The sequence below is a fragment of the Shewanella sp. FJAT-51649 genome (genome assembly GCF_019457435.1).
In the GTDB taxonomy this organism is placed as follows: Bacteria; Pseudomonadota; Gammaproteobacteria; order Enterobacterales; family Shewanellaceae; genus Shewanella; species Shewanella mangrovisoli.
On the sequence record NZ_CP080411.1, the window covers coordinates 2,487,330 to 2,501,793 of the forward strand.

The following is a 14,464-nucleotide window of genomic DNA, read 5'->3' on the forward strand; positions in this document are numbered from 1 at the left end:
CGTCGATAGCTGGAATAATACGCGCCCTGAAACTGAGTTACTGGGCGCTTTTTTTATGTTGGAAGCTATGTCTGAAGTTACTGCGAGTCAAATGCCTGAAGAATTATCAAAAAAACAAATTACCCGTCTGAATAAGTTACAGAAGCGTCTGCGCCGTGAAGTGGGTAGTGCCATCGCCGATTACAACATGATTGAAGATGGCGACCGAGTCATGTGCTGTTTAAGTGGCGGTAAAGACAGTTACGCCATGTTGGATATTCTGCTTAATCTACAGCAGCGCGCGCCCGTACAGTTCGAAATTATTGCCGTTAACTTAGATCAAAAGCAGCCAGGTTTCCCTGAGCACGTGCTGCCCGCCTATTTAGACAGCCTGAATATTCCCTATCACATCCTCGAGAAAGACACTTACTCGATTGTGAAAGAGAAAATTCCTGAAGGCAAAACCACTTGCTCGCTGTGCTCTCGCCTGCGTCGCGGTACCCTCTATGGCTTTGCACAGCGCATCGGTGCGACCAAAATCGCGCTAGGCCACCACAGAGACGATATTATTGAGACCATGTTCCTCAATATGTTCTACGGCGGCAAGATGAAGGCCATGCCACCTAAGTTGCTTTCAGACGATGGCGCAAACGTGGTTATTCGCCCACTCGCCTATTGCCGTGAAAAGGATTTAGAAGAGTATGCGGAATTGAAAAAATTCCCCATCATTCCATGCAACCTTTGTGGCTCGCAGGAAAACCTCAAGCGTCAAGCTGTGAAAGACATGCTCAATCAGTGGGATAGACTCTACCCTGGCCGTATTGAAACCATTTTCACCGCCATGCAAAACACTGCCCCTTCACAGGGTGTTGACCGTGAGCAGTTTGACTTTGTGTCTTTGAAGCGCGATCCCAATGCGCCGATGAAGGGTGATGTGGCCGAAGCCGATTTACCCGCATTTGACTTTCTGGATATCGTCAACAGCGGCCATATCGATTTAGATGCGGCAAAACGCATCAATATCGTCAACGTTTACGAAGTGTAAACGCGGCACGTATAAAAAAGCCCACGAGAGTGGGCTTTTTTATAACTTAAATCTATCGTTACTTAACCCAAGGGCTCAGTACGGTCGGCGCTTGGCTAAATTGCAATGATGTCAAACTGTTAAGTTGTTCAGTACTCAACTTAAAGCTGGCGTTCACCTGTTGCTCATGCCCATCGAGCGTCACAGTAACGGCTTGCTCTTGAGCAAATTCAAAGTTTAATCCCGCGATTGGCTCCTTAAAATAGCGCATCGGGAAGCCCTGCATAGCCCCGAGTAAAGCATCCATTTCGCTGGCGATTTGCGCTAGTCGCGCCTTGTCGTATGTTGCTAAAGTCTGCTTCGCTCTGACTTGCATCGCAATACCGCAGCCCTCAGCCTTGCCCTCAAACTCTAGATTCACTAACGCGCGTTGATCTTTCAGCGCATCATCAAAGGGAATAAACAACCGCTGCGCCGCAGTATACGTAAGTGGCGTTGAATTTAATTCACTTGAAATGCTGCCACTCTGGATCTGGCAATTAGGCAGCATTGGCACACTAAAGGCGATTTCGACTAGCTGATAATTACCCTTATTGACTTGCTTTAACCTGTCATAGAAGCCTTTATATTCGAGGGAAATCGTTTCTGCCTGCAGGCTCGTAGCACATAGACAAAGCCCCACTAACCACCATTTTTTATACATCCGCCTTCACCAAATATTTTTCATTATGACGTAACATATCGAGTAATTCGTCGATATAAGCTTCTTGCCTTTCAGAATAATTCACTAATCCATAGATCAGTTGATCGGCACTTAACTCGGCTTCCTGAGAGCGTAAGTCGGCCCGAATTGAGCGAAACAGTGTATATGCCGTATTCGAGTTCAAATTGCGCATATAGGAAGACACTGAAGCGTCCACCGAGGGAAACACTTTCACTTCATGGGTTTTGCCCGAACCTCGAGAGGATGGCACTATGCCGCAGCCATTACTAAAACACCATTCGCCGAAAAAATTAAAGCCTTCACGGGCAAAACGCGAACTGCCCCAACCCGATTCATTGGCCGCCTGAATCAGCACCATAGATTCGGGAATGATATCGACCCGTTTAAGCAAACTGTTGAGTGATTTTGCATCCACATTACGGGCAGCATATTGATATTTATCAAATAACTGATTGAGCTGCGCTAGCTGTGTATCCGACAGAGTGCTGTCGTTCTCCACTAAGGCCAACATGTCGGTGATAAAGTCACGCTCGGTGGCAATAATGGCGTTTTGCTGTTGAATAATCGGCCTGAGAAAATCAAAAAAGGCACGCTTTTTTTCCGCCACATCATTGATGGCAGAAAAATCAGGCACTTGAGTAACGGGATCAACGGAGTTTTCCAGTTGGTTAACGATAGATTCAGGCTCATCAATAGTAGGAATGAGCCAGACTCTCAGCGAAAAAATCGCTAAGATCACTAGGGCTAACGCGAGTGTAAACGAACCAATTCTACCTGTTTTCAATAAGTCACCTTTGATATTGAGTCACGAGTGGCAAAATAAGCGCCAGATTATATGTCATATCTTGAAATTCACGAAATGTGGCGGCAAAACCGCCCATGCCCAACGCTGGTATGAGTTTGTTACGCCAAAATGCGATCCCACGCTTAACTCATACACTTTGGTACATTTGCAGCGTGAATATTTAGTGCATGCTTTTGACTGAGCTTTTATACTAAGGTTCCGTTAACGCAGGTGTTGGCAAACGAGCTCAAAGGCGGCTTCGCAGCACCGCTTAACAACAGGACAGGATTTTATGGGTATTCAGGAAGGAACCCTCATGCAGCATCAAATCTTAAATCAATACAGACACGTGGTCGCCATTGGCGGTGGTCACGGCTTGGGTCGTGTACTCTCATCACTGGATTTTTTGGGCAATCGTCTCACAGGCATTGTTGCAACCACAGATAATGGTGGCTCTACGGGCAGATTACGCGCCGAGCAGGACTGTATAGCCTGGGGCGATCTGCGTAATTGTCTATCTCAACTTGCCCATCGCCCATCGGTGAGCTCGCAATTATTTGAGTATCGCTTTCAGGGCGAAACCGAACTTAGCGGCCATAATCTGGGCAATTTGATGTTGCTCGCCCTCGATAAGCTTTGTGTTAGACCCCTCGAAGCCGTCAATCTGATTCGGCATATGCTTAAGATTGAAACCAATATCATCCCTATGTCAGAGCAACCAACCCATTTAGTGGCATTGCAAGCCTCTGGTTGTAAGGTATTTGGTGAGGTTAATGTCGATAAGATGAATGAGGCGCCCATTGCCCTATGCCTTGAGCCACAGGTCGATGCGACCGCCGAAGCCTGTGAGGCCATCAGCCGCGCGGATCTAATCATCCTAGGCCCTGGGAGCTTCCTGACCAGTATTATGCCACCACTGTTACTGCCCTGCTTTGCCAAAGCCTTAGCGATGAGCACCGCGCCCGTAGTCTTTATCGACAATCTGAATGAAGAAACTTCGCCAGCAGGCCAGTTTAACATTGAGCAGCGGATTGCTTGGTGCCATCAAGTGATTGGTAAGCCTGTGATCACTAAGGTGCTGCGCCACTCTGAACAAGTACGCCTTGGGACTTTGATGAATCACTTTCCGTTAAGGAATCGCCACAATCCGCAATTACACGATCAGGCGGGCCTGCGTGATGCGCTCAGCGCAGTATTGAGAATTAAGTCGGATTTACCGCTAGAGACCTTGGCGTCATAACGACCGATTAATAGCAAACATAAGCGCCTCTCAAGATCCACAATGTAAAAAGGACAGCCTAAGCTGTCCTTTTTAATAAGTCCTCTTCTTATATTAGAAGCTAATTTAGAGGGCTAAATTAGAGTCCTAAATTAAAGAACCTTAGCAATCGCTTTACAGATCACAGGCATATTGGTTTTGGTCATACCCGCAACACTAATGCGGCCCGAACCAACGATATAAATACCAAACTCATCTTTCAAGCGTGCAACCTGCGCTTTATTTAAGCCAGAGAAGCTAAACATACCGTTTTGGCGGGAAATAAAGCTAAAGTCCTGGGTCACTCCTTCATCCTTTAAGCTTTGGACGAACAGAGTACGCATCTCAGCGATACGCTCACGCATTTCGGTCAACTCTTGTACCCAAAGTGCTTTTAATGTCGCATCGCTTAAAATGGTGCTAACGATTAACGCACCGTGTGCGGGTGGGTTTGAGTAATTGGCGCGAATAGTACGTTTCACTTGGCTGAAGGCACGCACCGCTTCATCGGCATTTTGTGCAACCACAGTCACAGCGCCGATACGCTCGTTATAAAGACCAAAGTTTTTAGAGAAAGAGTTAGCCACTAACAACTCAGGTACTTTTGCAGCCACTAAACGTAGGCCTGCGGCATCTTCTTCAATCCCAGCACCAAAACCTTGATAAGCAAAGTCAAACAATGGCACTAACTGCTTGTCTACACATAGATTGGCAACCAATTCCCATTGGGCTAAGGTCAAATCAATGCCAGTTGGGTTATGGCAGCAGCCGTGCAGTAAAACAATGTCACCCGCCTGTGCATTGGCGAGATCTGTCATCATGCCGTCAAAATCGATATCGTGGGCAGCTGCGTTGTAGTAACCGTATTCTTTAACCGTTAAACCTGCAGTTTCGAAAATATTCTGATGGTTAGCCCACGTTGGGTTACTTACCCATACAGTGCGCGATGGCGTGTTGCGCAGTAAAAACTCAGCGGCAATACGCAGTGCACCAGTACCACCTGGCGCCTGAGCGGTCGCTGCACGGCCTGACGTCACAAGCTCACTACCCTCGCCAAATAATAGCTCTTGCACTACGCGGTTATAGGTTTGAACCCCTTCAATACCTAAATAGTTCTTGGTCTTCTCTTGCTCAAGCAATAGGGCTTCTGCTTTCTTCACTGACTGTAATACTGGAGTCTGCCCTGCTTCATCCTTATAAATGCCAACACCGAGGTTCACTTTATCTTGGCGTGGATCGGCCTTGAAGGTATCGGTTAAACCAAGGATTGGATCAGCGGGTGCGAGTACTACCTGAGAGAAAATCATGACTACTTATCCTAAATGTTCACGTGTAGGGGAAATTCGGCTTATTTATACCACTGTCTTAAGAGGGGGAATAGCGCCTATTGCCGCATCTTAAGGAAATAGTTTGCGTATTATGGATTGATTAAAATAAATAACAACTAAATGAGAGATCAATTATCTTGAAGCTGAAATTTTTGATTATTGTGATTTTTAAGAGGCAGATCACTATTCGTTTCAGGATTAATTTGTAGGAGTTGTAACTGGATTTGTGGCAATAAAAAAGGCCTAACATCTGTTAGGCCTTCTCTATGTTATGGTACCCGAGGCCAGACTTGAACTGGCACGCTGTTACCAGCGAGGGATTTTAAATCCCTTGTGTCTACCGATTCCACCACTCGGGCAAACTCTTTATATTAACGACGGGAATCATGTCATTAATACTTTAATCAATGGAGGCGCGACCCGGAGTCGAACCGAGATCGACGGATTTGCAATCCGCAGCATAGCCATTCTGCCATCGCGCCATATTTCCAAACTCGTAAAGAGTTGGAGCGACATATCGGGTTCGAACCGATGACCTATACCTTGGCAAGGTATCGCTCTACCAACTGAGCTAATGTCGCATCGATGTCACAGCTTAATGAGTCATTAAGCTTAGGAGTTACGTTGCTACGCTTTCCCCTGACTGCGGATTGGCATTCTACCGATTTAACCTTCAGAGTCAATCATCAAATTTGAAATATTGCGCTTAGCAGCACTGTTTGCCCAATATTCAGCCACAGAGATAAAAACTTGCCGATGGAATAATCAATTTGATGATTTTCTTTGCAACGACAAGGGATGAAGTGATTTTATCCCGCCGTAACAAAGCGCATCACGCCATAAAAAAGCGCCCTACTGGGCGCTTTTTATTAGACGTTTTTATGTGCGTGGCGATTATGCCGGCAGAGACAGAGTCGTCAGGCCTAACATGGTCTGCATGACACCGACTACTTGGCAGCTGTAACCAAACTCGTTGTCATACCATACGTACAGAATGGCACGTTTACCTTCGGCGATGGTCGCTTGTGAATCAACCACGCCCGCATAGCGAGAACCCACTAAATCGCTTGATACGATTTCAGTTGAGTCAGTGTAATCGATTTGGTTTTGCAATGGTGATTGCAGCGCCGTGTCTTTCAGGTATTCGTTTAATTCGTCTTTGTTGGTCTCAGCATTGAGGTTCATGCTGATGATCGCCATAGATACGTTTGGCGTTGGCACGCGAATCGCGTTACCCGTCAGTTTACCCGCTAATACTGGCAGAGCTTTAGCAACGGCTTTAGCCGCACCCGTTTCAGTGATCACCATATTTAATGGTGCACTGCGACCACGACGGTCAGCACTGTGGTAGTTATCGATCAGGTTTTGATCGTTCGTGTATGAGTGAATCGTCTCAACGTGACCATTCTCGATACCGTACTTGTCGTTTACTGCTTTCAGTACAGGTGTGATGGCGTTAGTGGTACAGCTCGCCGCAGAAACAATGATATCTTCCGCAGTGATGTCGCCTTCATTCACGCCGTAAACGATGTTCTTGATGGCGCCTTTTGCAGGTGCTGTCAGTAACACTTTGCTTGCACCAGGGCTCTTCAAATGTAAACCAAGGCCAGCTTCATCTTTCCAAATACCCGTGTTGTCTACCACTAAGGCATCTGTAATACCGTATTTGGTGTAATCCACTTCATCAGGCGAGTTTGCGTAAATCACTTGGATATAGGTGCCGTTCGCGATGATGGCGTTGTTCTCTTCATCCACTTCAACTGAACCGTTGAATGGACCATGAACAGAGTCACGACGCAGTAAGCTAGCGCGTTTTTCTAAATCGCCCTTCTTACCACCACGTAATACGATAGCGCGCAGTCTTAACTTGTTGCTGCGGCCAGTACGTTCGATCAGTAAGCGCGCTAATAAGCGGCCGATACGACCAAAACCATATAACACTACATCACGCGGAGCGATATCATCAGCATGGTCAATCGCCGCCGCTAATTCGCGTGCCATATAGCTTTCAATTTCGTTGGTATCGGTATGTTCAGCCCAGTATTTAACGGCAAGCTTACCAATATCCACTTTACATTGTTTAACAGCGAGTCTGCTTAAGGCTTGAACAAATGGGAAACTCTCGCGTAAACGTAATTTCTCGCCGACATGACGACGAACTAAACGGTGCGCTTTAATAATCTCAATAGTAGAAGCATTGAGTAATGGCTTACCATAAACCACAACTTCGACGCCTTGGTTACGGTACAACTTGCCCAGCAAAGGTTGCATTGCCTCTGCCATTTCAAAACGTTCTTGCCAACTTTGTAGGTGTTTATCAGCGCTCATTTACAGATCCTTTATCTCACTTTTCAATAAAATATATTGAAAGGTTTGAGTAACATGACGAAAAGACCAATAATCTTATGTAGGTTTTAGGGGAAACCCTGTGTTTTGGTCGGCGCCATTGTAATGAAAACTGACCCAGCTTGCCAGTAAGATATTTTCTGTAAATCTGTAATTTTATTAGAGAAAATTGCATTTTGGAGCGTATTTTGAGACAAAATCTAGTAATAATTACATCATTTACCCTCGCGATAAGCCTTTTCGGTTGTGATAATGGCCGAAATATCGAAACGATTTGTAAAAATAATCCTGAAATTTGTGCCGATTTGCATAAGGATGGTTGGTGTTTAACCGAGAAAACGAAGCTGATCCAGAGCCGATTCGACCTATTAGACAACAAAAATCCTACGGGTAAGCAACTTTACCAACAGTTAACTTACCTCGAGGATTACAGTCGTTGTATTGAATTGGCCTCTGGGGTGCAACATATCATCCATACGAATCGCACGGCTGACAGAGCCAGAGCCTTTCGCCTGAGCACACAAAACCTCAGCCGCCTACAGGATGAAACCCGTGAACGCCAAGATCCCTTTATGTCTTATTATCAATGGACACGTTTTGGCGATACCAGTGCGCTAAGCCGATTATTGGCGCAAGAAAACGCTGGCGAAGTCACTGAGCCTTTTCTGTTGGCGCAGATAGCCACCTACTACAGCAACCGTAATGCCATCAAAGCGCAACAACTCTATCTTAAAGTGTTCGCAGAGATCCAATACGCTGACTTTGACCCAAATTGGTTGCTTGGGCTTGCCTCTGCCTATCGCCAAACCCAAGCGCTTGAAAAAACTTATATGCTGACAAAAGCCAATTTACTACTTACGCAGCAGAAGTATTCTGAAGATAAGATGCTAGCCTTAATCGGTGGCGACAAAACGCTGGCGGCCAAATTAGATGAATACGCCCAAAACTTAATCGATGCGTTAGAAGATGGTCTCTATTCAACGAGCCCTGTTGCGCTTTGGCTCGCGCCTCACCCCACCGAGGCGCCACCGCCTGCGGCAGCAACTGTCGAGCCAGAGAAACCTAATTCGCCTTAACTTGCGTTTTGAGGAATGTCGGCAAAATGTTTGCCATCTTGTAATTTTTTATCCAAATGCCGTGCTAAAAATGGTGTTTTCGCGACCGATGTAAAAAAAACACCTAATTTGTTAACCGAATCCCGGCAAAATTGCCGAATTCACTTGACGATAGCTGTCAGTTTGGTAATTTTACTACCAGTTGAATTTTATAATCACCAGAGGGATATGAGATGACTATCCGTGTAGCAATAAATGGTTATGGCCGTATCGGTAGAAACGTATTACGCGCCCTGTATGAAAGCGAAAAAGCTTACCCAATCAAAATTGTTGCCATCAACGATTTAGGCGACGCTTCAATCAATGCTCACCTTACTAAATACGATTCTGTGCATGGTCGTTTCAATGCCAAAGTTGAGCATGATGCGGAAGCAATTTATGTCAACGGCGACAAGATCCTCACCTTCCAAGAGCGCGATCCAGGTAAATTACCTTGGGGCGACTTACAAGTTGACGTCGTGTTCGAATGTACTGGTATCTTCACTTCTAAAGAATCTGTACAGCCACATTTAGCTGCGGGCGCGAAAAAAGTTATTATCTCTGCACCAGGCAAAAACGTTGATGCAACCGTCGTTTACGGTGTGAACAACAATGTGCTGACCGCGGATATGACCGTTATCTCTAACGCATCATGTACCACTAACTGTTTAGCGCCTTTCGCTAAGCCGTTAAACGATGAGATTGGTATCGAATCGGGTCTGATGACTACTATCCACGCGTACACCAACGATCAACGTTTGTCTGACGTATACCACACAGATTTACGCCGTGCTCGCGCTGCAGCACTGTCAATGATCCCAACTAAAACGGGCGCTGCCGCGGCAGTAGGTTTAGTTGTGCCTGAATTACAAGGTAAATTCGATGGTTTAGCAGTACGTGTACCGACTGTTAACGTGTCTTTAGTGGATTTATCTTTCATTGCTGCACGTGATACCACTGTTGAAGAAGTTAACGCCATTATCGAACGTGCCGCTGCTGTTGCGCCACTGAGCGAAGTCTTAGCGGTTAACAAAGAGCCACTGGTGTCTATCGACTTTAACCACAATGCGTTTTCATCTAACTTCGATGCGACTCAAACCCGCGTAAACGGCCGTTTAGTCAAAGTGATGGCATGGTACGATAACGAATGGGGCTTCAGTAACCGTATGTTGGACAACGCGGTTGCGCTGATGAACGCGAAGTAATCATTCTTCTTTATCAAAAAGCCCCGCTCTTGCGGGGCTTTTTTATGCCGATGTAAAGCTCATCAATGCACTGTCGTTACCAATGCTAGCATTTCGCCGCTAACAACTTATATTAGCGATGCATTAATTGATAATACCGCAGGCCACACGCGCACCGCCGCCACCTAAAGGCGCAGGGTGATCGGAATGGTTATCGCCACCGGCATGGATCATGATTGCATGGCCTTTAAGATCACTCATTTTTAAACGCGGTGCCAGCACGGCCTGGCTAGCAGCACCGTCTGCATCGACAAACAATGGTGGCAGATCGCCTAAATGCCCTTCTCCCCATGGCGTGCCGTGGGCTTTCGTGGCGGCAGGATCATAGTGTCCACCTGCCGCGCCTGCAGGGACGATTTTTCCATCCTTTTCCTTTGGATCACAGCTGCCGTTCTCATGTAGATGGAAACCATGTAATCCCGGCATTAAGCCTTTGAGTGATGGCGTAAATACCACTCCATACTGCGATTCTAAAATGGTCACTTGACCGACACTTTCACCCACACCCTTTTCATTGACAAGATTCATTGGCACACTCACGTCCGCAAATGCGCTGGCAGCAGACATTGAAGCAAGCAGTAACACGATGTTTTTCATACCCTTCTCCATGGTTATCTTATACAAAATTGCATGAACACAGCGTAATGAGTGAATTCACCTACGCTTTGCTATATCAAATTTAGGTCAACAACACCGATCCGGTAAGTAAAAGAGCGTGTATTTCTTTAAATTGAAGCATATATGCATCTATGAAGAATGGCTTTTAAGGCTAGCGCGACTTATTAAGCAGATGCTTAACAGCTTAGCTGCTGAGCAATTTAAGCCAATACAAAAATCCCCGCCAAGTGGCAGGGATTTTATTTTTCGTGAGTGTTATGGACGCTTGGTTAAGCGTTGCCTTTCACTTTCATATTCAGTGTCTTAGCGAAATCGAGCATACGGGTCAACGGGATTAAGGCTTTCACGCGTAAATCTTCATCGACAAAGATCTCATGGGTCGTTTTGTCGCTGTCACTTAATGACGCTTCAATGGCTTTTAAGCCGTTCATCGCCATCCAAGGACAGTGGGCACAGCTCTTACAGGTGGCACCGTTACCACCGGTAGGCGCTTCAATCAGTGTTTTACCCGGCGCCGCTTGTTGCATTTTGTAGAAAATACCGCGATCGGTCGCCACAATAAAACGCTCGTTAGCCATGGTTTGTGCAGCTTTAATCAACTGGCTGGTGGAGCCCACAGCATCGGCCATCGCCACCACACTCGCGGGTGACTCTGGGTGTACTAAAATCGCCGCATCGGGGTAAACACGCTTTAAATCACGCAGCGCATTGGCCTTAAATTCATCGTGAACGATACAGTCGCCCTGCCACATCAACATCTCGGCGCCCGTTTGTTTGGCAATATAACTGCCTAAATGACGGTCTGGGCCCCAAATGATTTTTTTGCCTTCGCTGTCTAAGTGTTCAACGATTTCAAGGGCAATACTCGAGGTGACCACCCAATCGGCACGCGCTTTTACCGCCGCCGAAGTGTTGGCGTAAACGACCACGGTATGATCAGGATGCGCATCACAGAAGGCGCTGAATTTATCGATGGGGCAACCTAAGTCCAATGAACAGGTCGCCTCCAAGGTCGGCATCAGAATGGTTTTTTCTGGGCTTAAGATTTTGGCGGTTTCACCCATAAATTTCACCCCGGCGACGATTAACGTCTTGGCGGGATGATCGCGGCCAAAGCGCGCCATTTCGAGTGAGTCAGAAACACAACCACCGGTTTCTTCAGCCAGAGCTTGAATTTCAGGGTCGGTATAATAATGGGCAACCAATACCGCATCTTTTTCAATCAGCAGCTGCTTGATACGTGCCTTGTAGTCCGCCTTTTCGGCATCGGACAGAGGAATTGGCTTAGGCGGAAACGGATAATCAATAGTTTCGATTGTCGGGGCAAATGGGCTGGGGCTCATAACAAATCCATCAGGATAACAACGTTCGCGAATTATACGTAATTGGGATCAAAAGATTAACCCATTTATGGCCTGCAAATAAAAAAGGACGCTAAATGGCGTCCTTTTTTGCTGGATTGGCTGTAAGTATTGGCTGACAGCCGATTAGCGCATGGCTAACAGCATATCCTGCGGCTGCTCAAGGTATTGTTTCCACAGGTTACAGAAACGGGCAATGGTGCCGCCATCAATTACGCGGTGATCGCCAGACCAACTCACTTGCATGATCTGACGCGCTTCTACTTCACCTTTCGCATTAAAGCGAGGCAAGGTTTGTAACTTACCTAATGCGACAATCGCAACTTCCGGCTTATTGATAATAGGCGTTGCGACTGTGCCACCTAAGGCGCCGATATTCGAAATCGAAATCGTGCCGTCTTTAAGATCCGCCGGCGCCACACGGCCGCTGCGCGCAGCATTGGTTAAGCGGGTGATCTCAGCAGCCACCTCAAGGATGCTCTTATCTTGTACATCCTTCACGTTTGGTACCAATAATCCCACCTTAGAGTCGACCGCCATACCGATGTTATGACGCGCCTTGTAGGTGATTTCAGTACAATCCGCATTCACTTGGCTGTTAAGCACAGGGAACTGGGTTAAGGCTAACGACATGGCTTTCATAAAGAATGGCATCATGGTCAGCTTAACTTCGTCGGAGGAATACTTGGCCTTCATGCTTTCACGCAGTGCGACTAAGTCTGTCAAATCAAACTCTTCGCAATAGGTGAAGTGAGGAATGGTCGATACCGATTCCACCATCATTTTCGCCATCACGGCTTTCACGCCACGGATAGGCTCAACAATGTCACCCCGTGCGCTTGCCACTGCGGTAGAGACGGTTGATTGAGCAACAGTTGGCGCTACCGCCACTGGCGCAACGGCAGGCACAGCGCCGCCCTGCGCTTGGAAGCGAGTAATGTCTTCCTTATACACACGGCCATGTTTGCCACTACCAGGTACACGACTTAAATCGATATCTAAGGCACGAGCCATACGGCGAACAGCTGGGCTGGCTAAGGCTTTACCTTGGCGAGCAGGCTCCGAGGACACCGCCGCGCAAGCTGCTGGTGCAGCGGTATTCACCGCGGCGCTGGCTTCTTGTACATGGCTGACTGGCGCAATAACACCACCTTCAACCTCAATCGCAAATAGTGGCGCATGTACTTTAGCTAACTGACCCTTACGATAGTGCAGTTTGACAATCTTGCCCGCTTTGATGGCGGGAATTTGCACTAGGGCTTTATCTGTCATCACATCGGCGATGGGTTGGTCTTCAACCACGGTATCGCCTTCTTGTACTAACCATTCGACCAGTTCGCACTCAACAATGCCTTCGCCAATATCGGGCAGCAGGAACTCTTCCACGCTAGTACCAGCCACACTGGCTTGGCTTGCAGATGCTTGAGTAGATGCCTGTACTTCAGGTTGAGACGCAGCAACAGTCGCGGCGTCGTCAGCCTCAATCTGCACGGCATACAGCGGTGCATGCACCTTAGCGATATCGCCTTTGGCGTAATAAAGCTTGGTCACGACTCCTGCAAAAGGCGCCGGAATTTGCACTAAGGCTTTGTCTGTCATCACATCGGCGATGGGCTGATCTTCAGCAATGGTATCGCCCTCTTGCACCAACCACTCGACGAGTTCGCACTCGACAACGCCTTCACCAATATCCGGCAAAATAAAATCTTTAATCATACCGGACTCCTAGAAGTTCACTGATGCCTTAATGGCTTCAAAGGTCTTGAGCGCATCGGGCATATATTCTTTTTCGTGGACCAGTGGATATGGGGTATCTAGACCACATACACGGCTGATGGGGGATTCTAAATACAAGAAACACTCTTGCTGAATCGTGGCCGCAATTTCACCCGCAAATCCACCCGTTAATGGCGCTTCGTGGTTGATCAGTAAGCGGCCTGTCTTCTTCACTGAGTCGGCAACCGTATCCACATCCCAAGGAGCGAGTGTACGTAGGTCAATAATTTCGCAAGAAATCCCCTCTTTTGACGCCATGTCGGCCGCTTTTTCGATGATTTCCATCTGTGCGCCCCAGGCCACTAAGGTGATGTCTTTCCCTTCACGCACCACTTCGGCTTTACCTAGCTCGATTTCATAATCGCCCGCAGGGACTTCACCCACAGAAGCACGATATAAACGCTTTGGCTCGAAGAACACCACAGGGTTTTTATCGCGAATAGAGGCTAATAATAAGCCCTTGGCCTGTTCAGGATTACGCGGCACAACCACTTTTAAGCCTGGCGTTTGAGTAAAATAGGCTTCTGGCGATTGTGAATGGTAATGACCGCCCGCAATACCACCACCATAAGGTGTACGGAACACTAGGCTTCCAACGTTAAATTCATTGCCACTGCGGTAACGGAATTTAGCCGACTCGTTCACTATCTGATCGAACGCCGGAAAGATGTAATCGGCGAACTGGATTTCCGCCACGGCGGTCATGCCATTAGAGGCTAAACCGTTGGCAAAACCCGCAATGCCTTGCTCAGTCAGCGGCGTGTTAAAGCAGCGGCTGCGACCAAACTTTTCCTGTAAGCCTGAGGTTGCGCGAAACACACCGCCAAAGTGGCCAACGTCTTCACCAAATACCACCATGCGCTCATCAGATTGCATGGCGATTGACAAGGCCTCATTGACGGCCTGTAACATATTCATTTCTGCCACG

The 14,464-nt window shown here is 47.3% G+C and carries 12 protein-coding genes and 3 tRNA genes; 4 read left to right on the forward strand and 11 right to left on the reverse strand.

Annotation, left to right across the window (positions count from 1 at the left end; all coding sequences use genetic code 11):
* Nucleotides 1–55 precede the first annotated feature (55 nt).
* Nucleotides 56–1,024 (forward strand): tRNA 2-thiocytidine(32) synthetase TtcA, encoded by a 969-nt coding sequence (gene ttcA / locus K0H59_RS11075; RefSeq protein ID WP_220053153.1) that lies wholly within the window; start codon nt 56–58, stop codon nt 1,022–1,024.
* Between the two features lie 58 nt (nt 1,025–1,082).
* Here the strand turns inward: ttcA and K0H59_RS11080 are convergent, their stop codons facing one another.
* A complete protein-coding gene (locus tag K0H59_RS11080; protein ID WP_220053154.1) occupies nt 1,083–1,706 on the reverse strand; it encodes a DUF2987 domain-containing protein in 624 nt (207 codons plus the stop codon).
* Nucleotides 1,699–2,511, reverse strand: a complete 813-nt coding sequence (locus K0H59_RS11085; RefSeq protein ID WP_220053155.1) for a glucosaminidase domain-containing protein — start codon at nt 2,509–2,511, stop codon at nt 1,699–1,701. The genes K0H59_RS11080 and K0H59_RS11085 overlap by 8 nt, the downstream gene beginning before the upstream one ends.
* A gap of 316 nt (nt 2,512–2,827) precedes the next feature.
* Here K0H59_RS11085 and K0H59_RS11090 point away from each other — a divergent pair, with 316 nt between their 5' ends.
* The gene (locus tag K0H59_RS11090; RefSeq protein WP_220053156.1) at nt 2,828–3,751 is read left to right on the forward strand and encodes a YvcK family protein; all 924 of its coding nucleotides are present in this window, start codon (nt 2,828–2,830) and stop codon (nt 3,749–3,751) included.
* 131 nt (nt 3,752–3,882) lie between these two features.
* Here K0H59_RS11090 and K0H59_RS11095 read toward each other — a convergent pair whose 3' ends face one another.
* The 5 genes from K0H59_RS11095 to K0H59_RS11115 form a co-directional block, all read right to left on the reverse strand.
* A complete protein-coding gene (locus tag K0H59_RS11095; protein WP_220053157.1) occupies nt 3,883–5,076 on the reverse strand; it encodes an amino acid aminotransferase in 1,194 nt (397 codons plus the stop codon).
* A 293-nt stretch (nt 5,077–5,369) separates the two neighbouring features.
* A tRNA-Leu gene (locus K0H59_RS11100) sits at nt 5,370–5,456 on the reverse strand.
* 49 nt (nt 5,457–5,505) lie between these two features.
* Nucleotides 5,506–5,579: transfer RNA gene (locus K0H59_RS11105), tRNA-Cys, on the reverse strand.
* Nucleotides 5,580–5,602: 23 nt separating this feature from the next.
* Nucleotides 5,603–5,678: transfer RNA gene (locus K0H59_RS11110), tRNA-Gly, on the reverse strand.
* 313 nt (nt 5,679–5,991) lie between these two features.
* On the reverse strand, nt 5,992–7,425 hold the full coding sequence (locus K0H59_RS11115; protein WP_011622785.1) for a glyceraldehyde-3-phosphate dehydrogenase: 1,434 nt from the start codon (nt 7,423–7,425) through the stop codon (nt 5,992–5,994).
* 206 nt (nt 7,426–7,631) lie between these two features.
* On the opposite strand from K0H59_RS11115, the gene K0H59_RS11120 reads away from it, so the two are divergent.
* The gene (locus K0H59_RS11120) at nt 7,632–8,519 is read left to right on the forward strand and encodes a DUF2989 domain-containing protein (protein ID WP_220053158.1); all 888 of its coding nucleotides are present in this window, start codon (nt 7,632–7,634) and stop codon (nt 8,517–8,519) included.
* Nucleotides 8,520–8,731: 212 nt separating this feature from the next.
* Nucleotides 8,732–9,742, forward strand: coding sequence for a type I glyceraldehyde-3-phosphate dehydrogenase (gap, locus tag K0H59_RS11125; RefSeq protein ID WP_011622787.1), 1,011 nt, complete (start codon nt 8,732–8,734; stop codon nt 9,740–9,742).
* 123 nt (nt 9,743–9,865) lie between these two features.
* On the opposite strand, the gene sodC is transcribed toward gap, so the two are convergent.
* The 4 genes from sodC to K0H59_RS11145 form a co-directional block, all read right to left on the reverse strand.
* A complete protein-coding gene (sodC, locus tag K0H59_RS11130; protein ID WP_220053159.1) occupies nt 9,866–10,378 on the reverse strand; it encodes a superoxide dismutase family protein in 513 nt (170 codons plus the stop codon).
* 290 nt (nt 10,379–10,668) lie between these two features.
* On the reverse strand, nt 10,669–11,742 hold the full coding sequence (gene nadA / locus K0H59_RS11135; RefSeq protein WP_011622789.1) for a quinolinate synthase NadA: 1,074 nt from the start codon (nt 11,740–11,742) through the stop codon (nt 10,669–10,671).
* Between the two features lie 144 nt (nt 11,743–11,886).
* Nucleotides 11,887–13,476 carry a dihydrolipoyllysine-residue acetyltransferase gene (locus K0H59_RS11140; protein ID WP_220053160.1) on the reverse strand — a complete coding sequence of 530 codons (1,590 nt, stop codon included), beginning with the start codon at nt 13,474–13,476 and terminating at the stop codon, nt 11,887–11,889.
* Between the two features lie 9 nt (nt 13,477–13,485).
* Entirely contained in the window at nt 13,486–14,463 is a 978-nt protein-coding gene (locus K0H59_RS11145; RefSeq protein ID WP_220053161.1) for an alpha-ketoacid dehydrogenase subunit beta, read from the reverse strand.
* Nucleotide 14,464 lies beyond the last annotated feature (1 nt).

Excerpts from the sequence above, each read along its gene's own strand:
- ttcA (WP_220053153.1), top strand. The coding sequence starts at position 56 with ATGTTGGAAGCTATGTCTGAAGTTACTGCGAGTCAAATGCCTGAAGAA.
- K0H59_RS11080 (WP_220053154.1), bottom strand. The coding sequence starts at position 1,706 with ATGTATAAAAAATGGTGGTTAGTGGGGCTTTGTCTATGTGCTACGAGC.
- K0H59_RS11090 (WP_220053156.1), top strand. The coding sequence starts at position 2,828 with ATGCAGCATCAAATCTTAAATCAATACAGACACGTGGTCGCCATTGGC.
- K0H59_RS11095 (WP_220053157.1), bottom strand. The coding sequence starts at position 5,076 with ATGATTTTCTCTCAGGTAGTACTCGCACCCGCTGATCCAATCCTTGGT.
- K0H59_RS11115 (WP_011622785.1), bottom strand. The coding sequence starts at position 7,425 with ATGAGCGCTGATAAACACCTACAAAGTTGGCAAGAACGTTTTGAAATG.
- gap (WP_011622787.1), top strand. The coding sequence starts at position 8,732 with ATGACTATCCGTGTAGCAATAAATGGTTATGGCCGTATCGGTAGAAAC.
- sodC (WP_220053159.1), bottom strand. The coding sequence starts at position 10,378 with ATGAAAAACATCGTGTTACTGCTTGCTTCAATGTCTGCTGCCAGCGCA.
- nadA (WP_011622789.1), bottom strand. The coding sequence starts at position 11,742 with ATGAGCCCCAGCCCATTTGCCCCGACAATCGAAACTATTGATTATCCG.
- K0H59_RS11140 (WP_220053160.1), bottom strand. The coding sequence starts at position 13,476 with ATGATTAAAGATTTTATTTTGCCGGATATTGGTGAAGGCGTTGTCGAG.